Origin of the sequence: Campylobacter sp. MIT 99-7217 (genome assembly GCF_006864365.1) — a bacterium.
In the GTDB taxonomy this organism is placed as follows: domain Bacteria; phylum Campylobacterota; class Campylobacteria; order Campylobacterales; family Campylobacteraceae; genus Campylobacter_D.
The window spans coordinates 55,429-73,159 of record NZ_QHLJ01000006.1; the positions used below are offsets into that span (position 1 = coordinate 55,429).

General features: G+C 33.9%; 16 protein-coding genes and 1 pseudogene. 13 read left to right on the forward strand and 4 right to left on the reverse strand.

The genetic code is table 11. The annotated features are described in order from the left end of the window. Nucleotides 1–13 precede the first annotated feature (13 nt). Nucleotides 14–505, reverse strand: a complete 492-nt coding sequence (ruvC, locus tag DMB92_RS06295) for a crossover junction endodeoxyribonuclease RuvC (protein WP_142682212.1) — start codon at nt 503–505, stop codon at nt 14–16. Nucleotides 506–637: 132 nt separating this feature from the next. Here ruvC and dnaA point away from each other — a divergent pair, with 132 nt between their 5' ends. From dnaA to DMB92_RS06325, 6 genes are all read left to right on the forward strand, one after another. Next, nucleotides 638–1,957 (forward strand): chromosomal replication initiator protein DnaA, encoded by a 1,320-nt coding sequence (gene dnaA / locus DMB92_RS06300; RefSeq protein WP_142682213.1) that lies wholly within the window; start codon nt 638–640, stop codon nt 1,955–1,957. Nucleotides 1,958–2,101: 144 nt separating this feature from the next. Continuing rightward, nucleotides 2,102–3,169, forward strand: a complete 1,068-nt coding sequence (gene dnaN / locus DMB92_RS06305) for a DNA polymerase III subunit beta (protein ID WP_142682214.1) — start codon at nt 2,102–2,104, stop codon at nt 3,167–3,169. An 8-nt stretch (nt 3,170–3,177) separates the two neighbouring features. Beyond that, nucleotides 3,178–5,493, forward strand: a complete 2,316-nt coding sequence (gene gyrB / locus DMB92_RS06310) for a DNA topoisomerase (ATP-hydrolyzing) subunit B (RefSeq protein ID WP_142682215.1) — start codon at nt 3,178–3,180, stop codon at nt 5,491–5,493. Nucleotides 5,494–5,647: 154 nt separating this feature from the next. Continuing rightward, nucleotides 5,648–5,839 carry a 50S ribosomal protein L35 gene (gene rpmI, locus DMB92_RS06315; RefSeq protein WP_002777995.1) on the forward strand — a complete coding sequence of 64 codons (192 nt, stop codon included), beginning with the start codon at nt 5,648–5,650 and terminating at the stop codon, nt 5,837–5,839. Between the two features lie 90 nt (nt 5,840–5,929). Next, nucleotides 5,930–6,286 carry a 50S ribosomal protein L20 gene (rplT, locus tag DMB92_RS06320; protein WP_142682216.1) on the forward strand — a complete coding sequence of 119 codons (357 nt, stop codon included), beginning with the start codon at nt 5,930–5,932 and terminating at the stop codon, nt 6,284–6,286. A gap of 195 nt (nt 6,287–6,481) precedes the next feature. After that, nucleotides 6,482–7,045, forward strand: a complete 564-nt coding sequence (locus tag DMB92_RS06325) for a superoxide dismutase family protein (RefSeq protein ID WP_142682217.1) — start codon at nt 6,482–6,484, stop codon at nt 7,043–7,045. A gap of 49 nt (nt 7,046–7,094) precedes the next feature. On the opposite strand, the gene DMB92_RS06330 is transcribed toward DMB92_RS06325, so the two are convergent. Together DMB92_RS06330 and typA are read right to left on the reverse strand one after the other, a co-directional pair. Continuing rightward, nucleotides 7,095–7,748: a hypothetical protein gene (locus tag DMB92_RS06330; RefSeq protein ID WP_142682218.1), complete on the reverse strand. Its 654-nt coding sequence runs from the start codon at nt 7,746–7,748 to the stop codon at nt 7,095–7,097. Then, nucleotides 7,745–9,553, reverse strand: coding sequence for a translational GTPase TypA (typA, locus tag DMB92_RS06335; RefSeq protein ID WP_142682219.1), 1,809 nt, complete (start codon nt 9,551–9,553; stop codon nt 7,745–7,747). Before typA ends, DMB92_RS06330 begins: the two co-directional genes overlap by 4 nt. A 121-nt stretch (nt 9,554–9,674) precedes the next feature. Here typA and DMB92_RS06340 point away from each other — a divergent pair, with 121 nt between their 5' ends. From DMB92_RS06340 to DMB92_RS09400, 6 genes and pseudogenes are all read left to right on the forward strand, one after another. After that, the gene (locus tag DMB92_RS06340; RefSeq protein ID WP_142682220.1) at nt 9,675–10,004 is read left to right on the forward strand and encodes a hypothetical protein; all 330 of its coding nucleotides are present in this window, start codon (nt 9,675–9,677) and stop codon (nt 10,002–10,004) included. Between the two features lie 1,804 nt (nt 10,005–11,808). After that, nucleotides 11,809–12,156 (forward strand): annotated as a pseudogene (locus DMB92_RS09555) (flagellar hook-length control protein FliK); the annotation flags it as partial. Between the two features lie 59 nt (nt 12,157–12,215). After that, nucleotides 12,216–12,992, forward strand: coding sequence for a flagellar basal body rod modification protein (locus DMB92_RS06350; RefSeq protein WP_142682222.1), 777 nt, complete (start codon nt 12,216–12,218; stop codon nt 12,990–12,992). Between the two features lie 28 nt (nt 12,993–13,020). Further along, nucleotides 13,021–14,664, forward strand: coding sequence for a flagellar hook-basal body complex protein (locus tag DMB92_RS06355; protein WP_142682223.1), 1,644 nt, complete (start codon nt 13,021–13,023; stop codon nt 14,662–14,664). Nucleotides 14,665–14,720: 56 nt separating this feature from the next. Then, entirely contained in the window at nt 14,721–14,909 is a 189-nt protein-coding gene (locus DMB92_RS09395) for a hypothetical protein (protein WP_260604771.1), read from the forward strand. Continuing rightward, nucleotides 14,903–15,091, forward strand: a complete 189-nt coding sequence (locus tag DMB92_RS09400) for a hypothetical protein (protein ID WP_260604772.1) — start codon at nt 14,903–14,905, stop codon at nt 15,089–15,091. Before DMB92_RS09395 ends, DMB92_RS09400 begins: the two co-directional genes overlap by 7 nt. 36 nt (nt 15,092–15,127) lie before the next feature. Here DMB92_RS09400 and DMB92_RS06365 read toward each other — a convergent pair whose 3' ends face one another. Continuing rightward, on the reverse strand, nt 15,128–16,219 hold the full coding sequence (locus DMB92_RS06365; RefSeq protein ID WP_142682224.1) for an NAD(P)-dependent alcohol dehydrogenase: 1,092 nt from the start codon (nt 16,217–16,219) through the stop codon (nt 15,128–15,130). Between the two features lie 168 nt (nt 16,220–16,387). Between DMB92_RS06365 and DMB92_RS06370 the strand changes: the two genes are divergently transcribed. Next, the gene (locus DMB92_RS06370) at nt 16,388–17,530 is read left to right on the forward strand and encodes a hypothetical protein (RefSeq protein ID WP_142682225.1); all 1,143 of its coding nucleotides are present in this window, start codon (nt 16,388–16,390) and stop codon (nt 17,528–17,530) included. The last annotated feature ends 201 nt before the right edge of the window (nt 17,531–17,731 follow it).

A 17,731-nucleotide genomic window follows, 5' to 3' on the forward strand; every position in this document is an offset into this window, starting at 1 on the left:
ATAACTAAAATTTTTAAGAAGAAGTTTTTGAAAGTTTAAAACGCACATTCATAGCATGAGTTAAAGCTATGGCTATAGCGTCTGTGATATCTAAAGGCTTGATATCTTTTGTGATACCAAGCATTTTTTTTACCATAAAAGCCACTTGTTCCTTTGTTGCTTTTGCCTTGCCTGTTATAGTTTTTTTGATTTGTAAAGGCGTGTATTCGCTAAATTCGCCGTGGATTTGCAAGATTTTAAGGCTTAAAGCCCCACGAAATTGCGCTAGTTTTAGCACGGTTTTTGGATTATAAGCAAAGAAAATATCCTCTATAGCCACCTCATCAAAGTTATGAGCCTTAAAAACAAGATCGAGCCCCTCGCAAAGCTCTGTGATTTGATACTGCAAGGTAGAAGGCTTTATCTTGATAAGCCCAGCTTCTATGAGTGTGCTTTTTTGATTTTTAAGCTCTATGATAGCATAACCACAAAAGCGAGTTCCCGGATCAATGCCTAGAATTTTCAATGCTTAGTCCTTATTATAATTTTAGAAATTTCACAGCTGTGAAATTTAATTGTGTGAATAAAACAAAATTTTAACCATTTTTTATAAAATTTAAGATAAAATCACAAGTTTAAATCAAAAGGATAAAAATTAATGGACGCGAGTGAAATTCTTAACTCTTTTAAAAAAGAAATCAACGAAAGCGAGTATGAGAATTTTATATCACACCTTAAATTTAATGAAAAATTAAGTAAAAATGATTTCTTAGTTTTTACCGCCTCAAATGAACTTATGGCTAAATTTATACAAAGCCGTTATGCAGAAAAAATCGCTTATTTTTACGAAGTTCAAAGTGGCAACAAAGCCAAGGTAAATATCCAAGCACAAAATATAAAACACTCAAGAACAAATAAAATCGATATCAAGGCGATCAAGGATCAAAGCACGATTTTAAATCCTTCTTTTACCTTTGAAAGCTTTGTGGTTGGGGATTCAAATGAGTATGCTTACAAGACTTGTAAGGCGAGCATAGATAAAGATAAGCTTGGAAAACTTTATAATCCTATCTTTATCTATGGTCCCACAGGACTTGGTAAAACACATTTACTTCAGGCTGTGGGAAATGCTTGTCTTGAAATGGGAAAAAAGGTCATTTACGCAACAAGTGCAAATTTTATCAATGATTTTACCTCTCATCTTACTAATAAAACTATGGAGAAATTTCACGAAAAGTATAGGAATTGTGATGTTTTGCTCATCGATGATGTGCAGTTTTTAGGAAAAACTGATAAAATTCAAGAAGAATTTTTTTTCACTTTTAATGAAGTTAAAGAAAAATTTGGACAAATCATCATGACAAGTGATAATCCCCCAAATGTCTTAAAAGGCATAACAGAAAGGCTAAAATCACGCTTTGCAAATGGGATCATCGCTGATATTACTCCGCCTCAGCTTGATACAAAAATGGCTATTATCCGTAAAAAATGCGAATTTAACGGCATTCATTTAAATAATGAAATCATCAGCTATATAGCCACTTCAATGGGAGATAATATCCGTGAGATTGAGGGAATGATCACAAATTTAAATGCTTACTCAAGGCTTATAGATCAAGAAATCACACTTGAAATAACCAAAACCATGATGAAAGATCATATCAAAGAAAAGAAAAAGATTATCTCTATAGAAGACATTTTAAGCTTAGTTTGTAAAGAAACAAATATCAAAATAAGCGATCTTAAATCAAATAAAAAAACGCAAAATATCGTAACAGCAAGACGCATAGTCATCTTTTTAGCAAGAGAACTTACAAGTATGTCTATGCCTACTTTAGCTAAATTTTTTGAAATGAAAGATCACACAGCCATTTCACATAATATCAAAAAAATAAATGAAATGATAGAAAAAGATAGCGAATTAAAATACAAAATCGAAGAATTTAAAAATAAAATTCTCATCAAAAAACAAAGTTAAAATATAAATAATGTGAAAAAATGTGAATAAAAATTTATCTTTTGTGAATAAAAAATATGATAAAATAAAGTTTCAAAATACTTTTTCACATTTTCAACGGCTTTATTACTATGATGAAAAAATATTAAAATTAAGGGAGAAAAAATGAAACTAAACATTAACAAAAATACCTTTGAATCTGCCATTAGCTTATGTAATGCTTATGTGGAAAAAAAGGATTCAAGTACTATCACTTCACATTTGTTTTTTGAAGCAAATGATGAGGGCTTGATCATCAAAGCAACTGACCGAGATATAGGACTTAATTACAAAATCAAAAAGATCAAAATCGAAAATAACGGCTTTGCAACTGTGAATGCAAAAAGTATTGTTGATGTCGTTAAAAGCCTAAACAACGAAGAAATAATCCTTGAAACCATAGATAATTTTTTATTTATTCGCCAAAAAGGGACAAAATACAAATTCCCTATGTTCAACCATGAGGATTTTCCAAATTTTCCTAGCACTGAAGAAAAAGCTAAATTTGATATTGATTCAGGAGATTTAAGTAGAAGCCTTAAAAAAATCCTACCAGCCATTGATACAAATAATCCAAAATATTCTTTAAATGGTGCTTTGCTTGATATAAAAACAGATAAAATCAATTTCGTTGGAACAGATACAAAAAGATTAGCTATATTTACTTTAGATAAGACAAATGATAAAGAATTTTCCCTTAGCATACCAAAAAAAGCCATTATAGAAATGCAAAAGCTCTTTTATGAAAAGATTGAAATTTTTTATGATGAAACCATGCTTATTGCTAAAAATGATAATTTTGAGTTTTTTACTAAGCTCATCAATGATAAATTCCCTGATTATGAAAGAGTTATCCCAAAACAAATCAATCAAGAATTTACACTAAAAACTGAAGATTTTATCGATAGCCTCAAAAAAATCAGTGTCGTAACTGAAAAAATGAAACTTAATTTTACAAAAGAAAAAATCATCTTTGAGGGTATAAGTTTAGACAATATGGAAGCAAAAACCGAGCTTGAAACAGAACTTGATATAAAAGAAAATTTTTCTTTAAATATAAAAATAAAATTCCTCATGGACTTTTTAAGTTCTATTGAAAGTGAAAGTTTTAAACTTAAGATCAATGAACCTGATCTTGCGTTTATCGTTAGTTGTGATGAACTTCAAACTATCATCATGCCAGTTATTTTATAAGGAAAATCATGCAAGAAAATAAATACGGCGAAGGAAATATCAAGGTCTTAAAAGGGCTAGAAGCAGTTAGAAAACGCCCGGGAATGTATATAGGCGATACAAATGTAGCCGGACTTCATCATATGATTTATGAAGTTGTTGATAATGCGATAGATGAAGCAATGGCAGGACATTGTGATAAAATAGACATTGAACTTACTGATGAGGGAAGTTGTATCGTGCGTGATAATGGGCGTGGTATTCCTGTGGGTATTCACCCAACGGAAAAAATTCCTACTCTAACGGTAGTTTTAACCGTGCTTCATGCAGGCGGTAAATTTGATAGTGATACTTATAAGGTTTCAGGGGGACTTCACGGCGTTGGGGTTTCTGTTGTGAATGCACTTTCAAAAAAACTCGTAGCCACAGTTCAAAGAGATGGAGAAATTTATCGTCAAGAATTTAGTAAGGGCATTCCTACAAGCGAGTTTGAAACCATAGGAAAAAGCAATCAAACAGGAACAACGATAGAATTTTTCCCTGATGAGAGTATTTTTGAAGTAACAAGTTTTGATTATGAAATTTTGGCTAAGAGATTTAGAGAACTTGCTTATCTTAATCCTAAAATCACTATAAATTTCAAAGATAATAGAGCCGGCAAGGAAGAAAGCTTTCATTTTGATGGCGGAATTTCACAATTTGTAAGCGATTTAAACAAAAAAGAAGCCCTAACAAAGCCGATTTTCTTTACTACTGATGAAGATAATGTAAATGTTGAAGTAGCCTTACTTTACAATGACAGCTACACAGAAAACCTGCTTTCTTTTGTAAATAATATCAAAACTCCAGACGGAGGAACGCACGAAGCAGGCTTTAGAATGGGACTTACAAGGGTTATTAGTAATTACATAGAAGCTAATGCAAGTGCAAGAGAAAAGGATAATAAAATCACCGGCGATGATGTGCGCGAGGGGCTTATCGCTATAGTGAGCGTTAAAGTTCCTGAGCCTCAGTTTGAAGGACAAACCAAGGGCAAACTTGGCTCAAGTTATGTTCGCCCTATAGTTTCAAAGATCACTTCTCAGTTTTTAAGTAAGTATTTTGAAGAAAATCCTATCGAGGCAAGAGCCATTATGAATAAAGCTCTTATGGCAGCAAGAGGGCGTGAAGCAGCAAAAAAAGCAAGAGAGCTTACACGAAAAAAAGAGGGCTTAAGTGTAGGCACTTTGCCTGGAAAACTTGCTGATTGTCAAAGTAAAGATCCAAGCGAGAGTGAAATTTATCTTGTGGAGGGCGATAGTGCGGGCGGTTCTGCTAAACAAGGGCGTGAAAGAAGTTTTCAAGCTATTTTGCCTTTAAGAGGTAAGATTTTAAATGTCGAAAAAGCAAGGCTTGATAAGATTTTAAAAAGCGAAGAGATTAAAAATATGATCACCGCTTTTGGTTGCGGTATAGGCGATGATTTTGACATTAACAAGCTTCGTTATCATAAGATCATCATTATGACTGATGCTGATGTTGATGGCTCTCATATTCAAACCCTGCTTTTAACCTTTTTCTTCCGCTTCATGAATGAACTTGTGGCAAATGGACACATTTATCTTGCCCAGCCTCCACTTTATCGCTATAAAAAGGGACAAAAAAAAGAAATTTATCTCAAAGATGAAAAGGCTTTGAATGAATTTTTAATTGAAACAGGCATAGAAAGCTCGAGTTATGAGGGCGTTGGGCTAAATGATTTAAAAGAGTTTTTAAAGATCGTTGCTGCTTATAAAAGCATTTTAAAAGAGCTTGAAAAAAGATTTAGCGTTATTTCTGTGATCCGCCATTTGATAGAAAATCCTGATTTAATCAGCACAGATAATCAAAAGCTTTTCTCCACTACAAAAGAATTTCTTGAAAAACAAGGACATAATATCTTAAATTCTTATGTTAATGAAAAAGAAATTCGTATTTTCGTGCAAACTGAAAGCGGTCTTGAAGAGCTTATCATAAATGATGAGCTTTTTACAAATCCGCTTTATGAAGAAGCTGTTTATATTTATAGCAAGATCAAAGAAAGGGATTTTAACTTTGATAAGGACATTTTAGAGCTTTTAGATGAGGTTGAAAAAAATGCCAAGAAAGGTGCTTATATACAGCGTTATAAAGGACTTGGCGAGATGAATCCTGATCAGCTTTGGGATACTACAATGGATCCTGAAAATCGTCGTTTGCTTCAAATTTCAGTTAAAGATGCTGCAAGTGCTAGTGATACTTTTAATCTCTTTATGGGTGATGATGTCGAGCCTAGAAGAGATTATATCCAAACTCATGCTAAAGATGTCAAACACTTAGATGTGTAAAAACTAAATAATATAATCTTTAAATCATTAAAAATACTTTGAATTTAAAGATTATATAATCTTCATCTTTATCCATAAATTTATGCATTTAAGCTTTAAAAAAGCAAAATTGTAGTAAATTTAGCGTTTCACTTTTTAATTTTAAAGGAAAAAAATGCCAAAAATGAAAAGCGTAAAAAGTGCTGTTAAACGCTTTAAAGTAGGTAAAAACAAGATCAAAAGAGGCTCTGCATTTAGAAGCCATATTTTGACCAAAAAACCTGCAAAAAGAATGCGTGATCTTCGCACTGCTAAATATGTGCATAGCACAAATGTAAAGGCTGTTGAAAAAATGCTTGGCATTTGATTCAGCAAAGTTTTTGACAAAAGTCATTCAAAACTCCCCTAACATTAGGGAAAGCTCCAAATTTGGACGCCACTTTATGAAAGGATAAAAATGGCAAGAGTAAAAACAGGCGTAGTAAGACGCCGCAGACATAAAAAGATTTTAAAGCTTGCAAGAGGTTTTTATAGCGGTCGCCGTAAGCATTTTAGAAAGGCAAAAGAACAACTAGAAAGAAGTCTTGTTTATGCTTATCGTGATAGGCGTCGTAAAAAAAGAGATTTTCGCCGTCTTTGGATCGTGCGTATCAATGCAGCTTGCAGGTTAAATGATATTTCGTATTCTCGCTTTATGAATGGACTTAAAAAAGCAAATATAGAGCTTGATAGAAAAATTTTGGCTGATTTAGCGATGAATGATCTAAACGCATTTTCTAAGATCGTAGAAAGTGCAAAAAAAGCTTTAGCTTAAATTCGTGACGGAGTTTTTCCGTCATTTTTCTTAAATTTTTCTGATATTCTTATTATTTTCTTAATCTTGTTTCAAATAGTAACCAAAGTTGCTAAAACAAAAGATTTTATTTTATTTTACCTGGTATTAAGTTTGTAAGTAATAAAATAATAGGGTTTTTTTAAAACAAACAAATTCTAAGAAAAGGGAGATCTTATGAAAATTAGATCAAAAATTTTAGTAAGTGCTTTAGTTGCTGCTTGCCTTTCATCTTCTGTTATCGCAGATGAAGACAATACAAAGCTTTATGATCCAAAAAGTGAAGCTAATCACCTAGTGATTCCTATGCAAATGTTGGGCGAAAAGAAAAATACTCCAATTGGCGAAGTTGTAGCTGTTCAAACAGAACACGGAGTAGTATTTTATCCTAATTTAAAAGATATTCCAGCAGGAATTCATGGTTTTCATGTTCATGAAAAAGCAGACTGCGGTAAGACTAAACAAGGTTTAGGATTAAAAGCAGGCGGACACTGGGATCCTGATAAAACTAACGCACATTCTTATCCTTGGAGTGCTAATGGTCATAAGGGAGATTTACCAGCTTTATATGCTGATGCACAAGGCGTTGCTAATACACCTGTTTTAGCACCTAAGATCAAGACTTTAGATGAGCTTAAAAAACACGCTTTAATGGTTCATGTAGGTGGAGACAACTTTCATGATCACCCAGCTGCTCTTGGCGGTGGCGGTGCAAGATTTGCTTGCGGCGTAATCAAATAATTTTTACTTATTTCTCCCCTTTTGGGGAGCTTCTTTTTTAGGTTTGCTTTTATTTTAAAATAAGTTCTTCAAGCTTGGCTAAATTTGCATTCATTTGTTTGAAATTTTCTTCTACGCTTAAGTTATTTGAGATAAAAAAAGGATTGCTAAGGCTTGGGATTAAGGCTAGATTGTTTTTGATATAAAGCTTTGAGGTGTTAAAATTTGGCTCTTTAAGCTTTTTAAAAAGCTCATTTTCTTCAAGACTTTCACGCTTTTTAAAATGTCCTCCTTTTAAGCTCATCAAAACACCTAAAAAAAGCTCATTTGAAGCATTTTTAAAGCTCACATCAAAAAGAAAAAAATCCCTAAATTCCAAGGCATTATTTGCTTTAAAATCTTTTATCTCAAACTCAGCCAAATCAAAGCCCTTGCATGTTTCATCACTAAATTTAGCTTCATTTTTTTGTAAAAAAAGCCCTAAAATTTGTGCATCAAGTATATTTTTTTCTCTTAAAATGCGTTGGGTAAAAAGCCTAAAAAAAGCCACGGCAAAAAGTGCTGCAAGAGCTATGGAAATCACGACATCTTTACAAAAATAATACGCCAAAACAAAAAAAGCAAAGCCTTCTAAAAAGCCTAAAAATTTAGCCGTTTTTATACGCTTAAAAAGGACTTTTCGCTTTGCTTGAAGCTGGTTTATGTCTGCGTAAATTTCACTCAAGATTTTGATTTTTCCATTCTTTTTCTTTGGGTTGGATCAAGATATCTTTTGCGAACGCGAACATTTACAGGCGTAACCTCGACTAGCTCATCTTCTTCTATCCATTCCAAAGCTCTTTCAAGGCTCAGTTTTCTAGGTGGCACAAGCTTGATAGCATCATCACTTCCACTAGCTCTAACATTTGTAAGATTTTTACCCTTGATAGGATTTACATCAAGATCATTTGGACGGCTATGCTCGCCTATGATCATTCCTGTATAAACCTTAGTTTGAGGCTCGATAAAAAGCACACCTCTATCTTGAAGATTAAAAAGCGAATACCCAAGTGCCACGCCATTTTCCATGCTGATCAAAGCACCATTATTTCGCTTTTCTACTGCTCCACTAAAAGGACGAAATTCTAAAAAGCTGTGATTCATCACGCCCTCGCCCTTAGTATCGGTTAAAAACTGCGAGCGAAAGCCGATAAGCCCACGAGCCGGTATCTCAAATTCAAGCCTAGTTTGCCCATCTCCTGTTGGAGCCATAGTTTTCATCTCAGCCTTTCTTTTTCCAAGCTTTTCGATGACTGTTCCGCTAAATTCATCAGGCACATCGATAACCAAATGCTCAAAAGGCTCAGTTCTAGTGCCTCCCTCGTTTTTAACGATAACCTCAGGACGCCCCATGCAAAACTCAAAGCCCTCACGACGCATATTTTCAGCTAAAATGGTGATTTGCAATTCCCCTCTTCCGCTGACCTTAAATTTACCCTCGCCACTGGCTTCAAATTTCATCGCGATATTTGTTTTCATCTCAGCTTCCAAGCGTTCGGCGATTTTGTTTGAAGTTACATGCTTGCCCTCTGTTCCAGCCAAAGGACCATCATTAACGCTAAAAACTATGCTTAGGGTCGGCTCTTCTATGTGAAGAGGATCAAGAGGCTGAGGATTGTTCGGATCAACCACGCTATCGCCAACATCTAAGGCTTCAAAGCCAGCAACTGCAACGATATCCCCGCTATAAGCTTCCTCAATGTCCATTTTTTCCAAGCCCATAAAGCCGATAAGCTTTGAAACCCGTCCATTTACCTTAGTGCCGTCAGCCTTAGCCAAGGTTACGCTTTGATTTTTTTTCACTATGCCGTTAAAAATTCTTGCGATACCTATTTTACCCACGAAATTATCATAACCAAGCGTGAAAACTTGAAGTTGCAAAGGATTTTCGTTACTTCCACTTGGAGCAGGAACACGGCTTAAAATTGTCTCAAACAAGGGTTGCATATCCTTGCTCTCATCGTTTAAATCAAGCTTTGCATAGCCATTTTTAGCCGCTGCATAAACGATAGCAAAGTCAAGTTGTTCATCATTTGCATCTAAGGCTACGAAAAGATCGAAAATTTCATTGATCACTCTTTCAGGATCGGCTGCTGGTTTGTCTATCTTATTGATCACGACTATGGGTTTAAGCCCTAAATTTAAGGCTTTTTTTACCACAAATTTAGTTTGTGGCATAACGCCTTCTTGTGCATCAACAAGAAGCAAAACCCCGTCTATCATCTTTAAAACCCGTTCAACCTCGCCACCAAAATCAGCGTGTCCCGGAGTATCGATGATATTGATTTTTGTGCCTTTATAATTAATGGCGGTGTTTTTTGAAAGTATGGTGATACCGCGTTCTTTCTCGATATCGTTGCTATCCATAACGCGTTCGCTAATTTGCTCGCGTTCGCTAAAAGTGCCTGATTGTTTCAAAAGTTCATCGACCATAGTGGTTTTTCCATGATCAACATGAGCGATAACTGCTATATTTCTAATATTTTGCAAGATTTTCTCCTTAAATTTAAAGCCAAAATTATATAAAAATTTAGCTTAAATTTCAAAAATCAAAACTTGGAACACTTCTTGCTTTAACTTGTGCAAATAAACATTTTTTAAAGGAGACAAAATGTCAAAACCAATCAACAGCGAACTTTTAGTGGAGTTTAACGAAGAGTTAGGAACAAACAGAAAGAATGAAACTTTAATCCAAATTTTAGAGTTTTTAGAAATGCTAAGATCAGAAGCTCAAGATGAAAAAATCGTGAGATTTTCAAGTGATTTAACAGAAATTTTAGCCAATGAAGAAAATTTTGAAAAAATTCAAAATACTCAAAATTTAGAAGAACTTTTAGAGCTTGTACAAACTTTAAGCCTAAAAAACAAAATGCTTAAAATTTATAGCACAGAAAGCCTAAGAGAGAGTTTTCCAAATTTAGCCAAAAGTGAATTTTTATAAGATTTAAGGAGATTTTATGTCAAGTATAGTCCAAGATGTGCTTTCAGTAGCACCTAAAGCAAGTGCTAAGAACACAAATTCATCAAAAAGTGTAGCTGATAAGGCAGATAACAGCACTCAAGATGAACAAAGCTTTTTAGCTTCTTTGGTGCAAGCTATTGATGAGACAAATGAGTTTTTGCCTGAAAACATGAAGATCACACCAAAAGAAGTGGTGAGTGAGGCTATGGCAAGTATTCAAAAGGGCGAATTTGACGAGGTAGAAAAGACTTCTATATTTGAAAATTTAAGCTTTATGGAGGTTTTGGGCGTTTTAGAAAAGCTTAAGATTGATACAAGTGATGTAAAACTTGCAAATCTTTCAAGCAAGGCTCAAGACTTTGTTAAAACAGAGCAGAACTTACAAGCTTTAAAAGGTGCTAAGAGCTTAAACGAACTTTTAGATTTAGCTAAAAATTTAAATTTGAATGTTAAAAATATAAGAGTTGATCGTTTGCTTGAGGTAAAAAGTTCTTTTCCAAATTTAGACAAGGCGAATTTTTTTACAAATTCTGTGCAAAGTGTTTTTAAAGATGTCTTAAATCAAAAAATTTCAAAAATCATGGAAGATCTTTCTCAAAAACAAGAACTTCCAAGCTCTAAAAAAACAAATATTTCTCAAGAAAATGTGCTTAAAAAGACCTTGCAAAGTCTTGATCTTCATACCAAAAAAGATACAAAAACTCATGCAAAAACGCAAGATAAAAAAGAAACACCAAAGCTAGAGCAACAAAGTATTATCGTGGATAATCACAAAGAAGATAAAAAAGATCTTAAGACAAATTTACAAGATGATATGCATGAACTTAGTAAGGCTGGAACAAAACAGGCAAAAGAAGAGCTAAAATTTGATGAAAAGTCAAAAACTCATTTTGTGGCTGAAGAAGAGTTAAAACCGAGCAAAGAAATAAAGCCTGATACAAAAATAAGTTCCCTCAAAGAAGAAGGAAATAAACTTGAGCTTACACCAGAAAAAAAAGATCCAAAAAATGAGCCTAAAAAACTTGATGTGCAGGAAGAAAAATTAAAGGTTCTTGATGAGGAAAAACAAAAAACAACAGATATAAAATCAACTCAAATTCTTGAAAAAGAACTTGTAAAAGAGCAAAAGAGCGAAAACAAACACATTGCTTCAGATATAAAATCAGCTTCAATCTTGAGTGAGAAAAGCGAGAAAAAGGAAATGAGCTCTTTAAAACAAACTCAAGAACCTTTAATGCAAAATGTCAAAAACAATACAAGCGAGCAGGTTTTAACAGCTCAAAAAGTAAATACACCTTCAGCAAATGAGAATTTACAAAGGAGCGTCAATACTCAAGCTCAGCAAATAAAGCAAAATACTGAGGATAAAAAGACTCAAAATAAGAGTAATGTTAAAGAAGAAAAGCTCAATTTGAATGAAAATATAGCCTTAAATACAGATAAATCCTCACAGCAAGTAAACGATAAATCTGTAAATAATATAAAAACGCAAGTCAACACAGAGCCTAAAAATTTTAATGAAACTAAAAGTTTGCTTGATGATGTTTTAACAAAGCTTTCTACAAGTAAAAATGGTGCTTCAAATACTCAAAATGTGCAAAAATCAACGCATAACGATCAATTTGATGTGCAAAATGAAAGCTTTAAAAGCGTTTTTTCTAAAGATGAAAGCATGAATGAGTTAAATCACTTGGTAAAGGATCTAAATAGGGTTTCTCAAAATGAAATCAAGGCAAATGTCAATGTCAAGGAGACCTTTCAAAGCTTTGCAAGTGATCTTAAAGAGCAAATGCAAAACTATAAAGCTCCGATCACAAGACTAAATATCACTTTAAATCCGTCAAATTTAGGCGAGGTTGAAGTTACTTTAGTGCAAAGGGGAAATAATCTTCACATTAATTTCAACTCAAACACAAATGCAATGAATCTCTTTTTGCAAAATCAAGCCGAGTTTAAAAACTCACTTGTAAATATGGGATTTACAGGGCTTGAGATGAATTTTAGCGATCAAAGCAAAAAAGATCAAAATCAAGGTAAAAATCGTAGCGGTCATGGATTTAAGGAAGAAATCAATGCCTTAAATTCTGAAGAAAAGCCAAATTTAGAGCTTGTTTTAGCTAAGTATTTTTAAATTTGGAACAAAAAGTGCTTAATATATTTTAAGAATATAGATCATTAGGGGAGCAAGAAATGGCAACAACTTCACAAGTAACAAACACAGCAGCGACAAGTTCAAACCAAATCGTAAGTAATCCGGGTGCAACTTTAGATAAAGATGCTTTCTTAAAGCTTCTTTTGATAGAGCTTCAGCACCAAGATCCAACTGATCCTATGGATAGTGATAAAATGCTTACGCAAACTTCACAGCTTTCAGCTCTTGAAATGCAACAAAACACAAATACAACTATGCAGCAAATGGTTGAAACCATGTCTCAGCTTTCAACAGTTATGGTTTCAAATGCAAACATGGCTTTGTTAGGAGCCATAGGAAAAATGGCTGTAGTTGATGAAAGTTCTATACCTTTATCATCTGATGTCAATGATGGAGCAAGCTTTAGAATGTATCTGCCAAAGGCAAGTACAGAAGCTGGGATTACGCTTAGTGTTTTAGATTCTAATGGTAAGGTAATCCGTGAGATCAAGCTTTCTGGAACGCAAAGTGCTGGAAGTCATGATTATTCTTGGGACGGAAAGGATAATGATGGAAATTTTGCCGGTGCTGGAAATTATACGATCAAAACGAGCTATAAAGATGTTGATGGTGGCACTTCGACGAGTGTATTTGGAGCTTATCCTATAGAATCTGTGAAATTTATAGATGGGGTAGCTAATGCCAAGCTTGCAGGAAAATATGTAACCTTTGATAAGATTACTGAAATTACAGATAGCAATTTTTCAGGTGCTTTAGCAAATAATTCACAAAGTAGTGATAAAAAGGAAGAAAGCACTGATAAAAAAACAACTTGATTAAGTAGGCATTAAATAAGGATAAGCAATGACAGGATCTTTTTATAATGGAATTTTAGGAGTAAAATCGCAAGGATTTGGGATAGATGTTACTTCAAACAATATTGCTAATGTTAATACTCCCGGTTTTAAATACTCTAGTGCTGAGTTTAGGGATATTTTTTATAAAAGGATAGGCTCACACTCAAGCAATCCTTCCCAAGGTGGATTAGGCGGTACTGAAGCTGCTAGCAAGCTTATCTTTTCTCAAGGTTCTTTTTCTGATACGGGTGGAGAATTTGATGTTGCTTTAGAGGGAAAGGGATTTTTTGGTGTTCTTGGGAGCGATGGAAATGCTTATTATACCAGAAATGGGGCTTTTTTAAGAGATGCTAATGGAGATTTGGTTGATGCAAATGGAAATTATGTTTTAGGCACGATGAATCCAAATTTTCAAGCTACCACTTATAGCGATAGAGTAGCCCAGCTTATGGGTAAAAATAGCGGAACAAACGCTTATATAAGCTCAGGTTTTATTGTAAATAATCCTTCTCAAAGTTTTTCTCTTGGCACGGCAACAGCACAAACAAAGCTTTCTGTTCCAAATAATATTTATTACGCTCCTGAAGTAACTCAAAATGTGAGTTGGAGTGGAAATTTAAAATCAGACACAAGAACTGAAGTCGTAGAAATTGATCTTGATCCAAATGATTTTACGATCACAAGAACTGCTGATGATAAGATAAGTATAAGTGGGCAGGTTGGACAGGATAAGGTTTTTTCGGCTAAAGAGGGCGAAAGGGTGATTTTAAATTTAGTTGATGCAAATGGTGTAAGAGCAAGTGTTGAGGCTTATTTGGACGCTGATTTAAATTTTAAAACAGCTGATTTACAACTTCCGGGGCTTGATAAGGATAGTTTGAGTATAAATTCTTCAGTTCTTGCAACACAAAGAGAGGTTGCAGATAAAAAGATCATGGAAGCTGATGTATTTAATGCTGATGGCTCAAGAAATATACTAAGATATACCTTAGATAGGGTTTTACCTCAGGTTGATGATATAGCTGTTTATACTATAACAGCACAAATGCTTGATAGTGATAAAAATCCTATAGGAAATGCTAGCACAGGAGAAGTAAGATTTAACGAAGCTGGAGCTTTGATCTCAAATACACTTACAAGTGTAGCCAATCCAAATGGAGGAACGATCAATGTCAATTTAGGCACGCCTTATGATCCAAATGTCATAGGTTCAGGCTTTGATGGAATTTACATGTCTAAAACAAGCACTCAAGATACTATAAATCCAAAATCAGACGGCTTTGCTGAGGGATTTTTTAGCTATTATGACATAGAAAAAGACGGCTCTTTAATCGCCACTTTTTCAAATGGCAAAACAGCGACGGTTGGAAAACTTGCACTTTATAATTTCATTAATGAACAAGGTTTAGCAAGTGCTGGAAACAATCTTTTCTCGCCTACTTCAAATAGCGGTGCGGCAAGTTTTCTTTTAAGAGACGGAGAACTTGTTTATACAGCAAATTTTAGAAGCAAAAGGCTTGAGATGTCAAATGCTGATTTAAGCGTAGAGCTTACAAATCTTATCGTCATGCAAAAAGCATACGATGCAAGCTCAAAAAGTATCACAACAAGCGATCAGATGATACAAAAAGCTATCAACATGAAAAATTAAGTATAGAAATTTTTAAAAATGATTTTTCATAAGGATAAAGATAAAGCTTAGCTCATTTGGATAAAATGCCTTTTAAAAATGAAAGGGAATTTATGGCTACAAGTGCTGAGTTTAAGGATTTTGTCCTAGAGCAATGTGAAAATTGCGGAAGCGAATTTAGCTTTAGTGCTAGAAAAATGTTTGGCGAATACTGCATTTATCTGCATGATAAGGGCGAGAAAAAGGTGCTTTTCTTGGTTTGCTAGAGCGGGTTTTTGTAAAAAAATACGCGGTTTTGCAAAATATCGCCCCCACTTCAAGCGTTGGCGAGCCTTTTGAGGGCGCAAAAGAATGGTATGTGCTAGATACCCACAACCTTTCCTTGCTTTTAGAAGTGATCAATGCTTTATCCTTGGTGCTTGAAAGTAAGAAAAAAGTTAAGAAATAATTAAATTTGACAAGGCTAAAACCTTGTCAAAATATCCTACAAAGACTTTTTGATGTCTATGACATAGCGAAATCCTCCGCCTCCTCCATTTGTAAGATTTTCATAGGCTTCATCGATTTTATCTGCTGTAATGATCTTTGTTTCTGGATAAATTTCATTTTCTAAAGAAAAATCAAGCATTTCTTGAGTTTCTTTTATCCCTCCTATTAAAGAGCCATACACTCTTTTGTTTGCCTTAAATACAAAAGAATTTAAAGAGATTTTTGGCATGACTTCTGTTGGCGGCAAGCCTACTATACTGAGTTCTCCGCCGTATGTCAAAAGATCAAGATAAACGCTTGGATTATAAGCTGTTGGTATGGTTGAGATGATGAGATCAAATTTTTCTTTCACTTCTTTTAGCTTATCGGTAGTATAAAGAGCTTTTGCACCCATTTTTAAAGCTTCTTCTTTTCTTTTTTCATTGCGAGCAAAGACAAAAACTTCAGCACCCATTTTAACAGCGTATTTTAAAGCCATCATTCCAAGTCCGCCAAAGCCAGCTACGCCGACAACTGAACCCTTTTTAACCTTTGAAAATTTAAGAGGCGAATAAGTCGTAATGCCCGCACAAAGCAAAGGTGCTACCTTATCAAGTGGAGCATTTTGAGGAACTTTTATCGCAAATTTTTCGCTCACGACTATGTTGTTGCTGTATCCTCCGTAGGTTGGTTCATTATCATGAAAATAATCAGTGCAGTTGTAAGTAAAAACGCTCTTGCCATTTTCGCAAAATTGTTCATGGCTTTTTTTGCATGCTTCACATTCGCCACATGAATTGACCATGCAGCCAACCCCAGCAAAATCCCCCACCTTAAATTTACTGACCTTAGAACCTACGGCTATGACGCGTCCTGCGATTTCATGTCCTGGTATCATAGGATAAATTCCATCACTCCATTCACTTCTTGCTGAGTGAATATCGCTATGACAAATACCAGCAAATAAAATTTCTATCAAAATATCATTTGCCCCAACGCTATGGCGAGAAAATTTCATCGCTTTAAAATGAGCTTTTTTATCAGCAACAGCCCAACCAAAGCTAGAAATTCTCTTTCCTGCTTTTGCTTCTTCTAAATTTTCTTGCATGAAGTTCTCCTTTTGTAAAAATATAAAGAAATTATACAGCATGAGAGCAACTCTAAGTCAAGGGAAATTTGATAAAAAATGAAATTTTTTGATTTTTTATGAAAAATGCAAAAGTTGGCATAGCTTTTGCTTAAATAAAAACAGCAAATAGGTTGAAAAGAGTTTATAATGAATATTAACACAAGTAATTATCAGGGTTTATCCTCTGTTTCTTGGGGCTTAAATCAAGATATTTCAAGTAAAAATAAAGATGAACTTATCAGCATTCAAAATGAAGAACAAACACTTAGAGTGGATTTTGAAGAGCGAACTTATGCAAGTGAATTTGGCTTTAGAGTAAATGAAAGGGGCTTTTTTGACAAGGAGCTAAATAAAATGGCAAAGCTTCCTTTGGATTATGAAATTAGCATTAAAAGTGCTTATGATATTTCAAAAGAATTGATCAAACAAGATGAGAGATTGAGCTTTTCAAATATCGATCTAGCCGGTGTTTTAAACAAATACTACAATGTCTTAAAAGCCACAAATGAAGAATTTGCAAAACAGGATAATCTAAGCTTAAATAGAAGCGAAATTTTAAATTTAACACAAGGTTTTTCTACTGAAAGCGGGGAATTTAACTCTACTATCATTAGGGTGTATCCGTCGGCTGATAAGCTTAATGAAGCTTTAGAACAAAATAAATTTTTAAATCCCTTAAAACTTGATAACAAAGTCATCAATTTTCATTTTGATGAAGCCATAAATAACACAGCAAATAACGAACTCATCAAGCCTTATCTTAATACAAATGCTGAGGTTTCAAAGTCTGGCTTACTTGTTAATTTTATCCATAAGGATCTAAAAGAAAGCAATGATAAGGTGGATTTTTTCATTGAGCCTGTTTCTTTAAATTTGATTTCTCATCAAAGTTTTTACAATATGCTTGGCAATGAAAGAGCCTTTGAAAAATATGTTCGCAATGAAAATAAAGAACAAATGAGCTTTGATCTTTACTTGCATGTAAATGGCGTGGATAAGAAAAATACCAATAACGACAAGCTTTCTATCTTGTATCAGCAATATCTTAACTATCAAAAGGATTTAAATATCAAAGAATTTGCAAACTCAAGCTCGATTTATGAGCTTTATATTAATTCTTTGGTGAATGAGTTTAATGAGCTTAGAAATAATGTTTTGCAAGAGGATAATACAAAGCTTGAAAGCATTAATGAAGCAAGGAATAAAGCTGATTTAGCCTTTATCGAGCATAGAAAAAGACAAGCAAATTTAGACAAGGTTTTAAAATCCTATGCGAGTGTGATGATGTGACATTGAAAAAAACTTCATAAACATTTCATAGCTTGAATAAAAGCATTTTTACTTATCATTTAAAATTTTAGCAGTGTTTATTCCAAAGACAAAATACATTTAAGAATAATAGAGTTTTATCAAAAAGCATATTTTATTTAAACTTATTTTTATAAATTTAGTGTTATTATTTGCGAAATTTTTAAAGGGATAAAATAAATC

Excerpts from the sequence above, each read along its gene's own strand:
- dnaA (WP_142682213.1), top strand. The coding sequence starts at position 638 with ATGGACGCGAGTGAAATTCTTAACTCTTTTAAAAAAGAAATCAACGAA.
- dnaN (WP_142682214.1), top strand. The coding sequence starts at position 2,102 with ATGAAACTAAACATTAACAAAAATACCTTTGAATCTGCCATTAGCTTA.
- gyrB (WP_142682215.1), top strand. The coding sequence starts at position 3,178 with ATGCAAGAAAATAAATACGGCGAAGGAAATATCAAGGTCTTAAAAGGG.
- rpmI (WP_002777995.1), top strand. The coding sequence starts at position 5,648 with ATGCCAAAAATGAAAAGCGTAAAAAGTGCTGTTAAACGCTTTAAAGTA.
- rplT (WP_142682216.1), top strand. The coding sequence starts at position 5,930 with ATGGCAAGAGTAAAAACAGGCGTAGTAAGACGCCGCAGACATAAAAAG.
- DMB92_RS06325 (WP_142682217.1), top strand. The coding sequence starts at position 6,482 with ATGAAAATTAGATCAAAAATTTTAGTAAGTGCTTTAGTTGCTGCTTGC.
- DMB92_RS06340 (WP_142682220.1), top strand. The coding sequence starts at position 9,675 with ATGTCAAAACCAATCAACAGCGAACTTTTAGTGGAGTTTAACGAAGAG.
- DMB92_RS06350 (WP_142682222.1), top strand. The coding sequence starts at position 12,216 with ATGGCAACAACTTCACAAGTAACAAACACAGCAGCGACAAGTTCAAAC.
- DMB92_RS06355 (WP_142682223.1), top strand. The coding sequence starts at position 13,021 with ATGACAGGATCTTTTTATAATGGAATTTTAGGAGTAAAATCGCAAGGA.
- DMB92_RS06365 (WP_142682224.1), bottom strand. The coding sequence starts at position 16,219 with ATGCAAGAAAATTTAGAAGAAGCAAAAGCAGGAAAGAGAATTTCTAGC.
- DMB92_RS06370 (WP_142682225.1), top strand. The coding sequence starts at position 16,388 with ATGAATATTAACACAAGTAATTATCAGGGTTTATCCTCTGTTTCTTGG.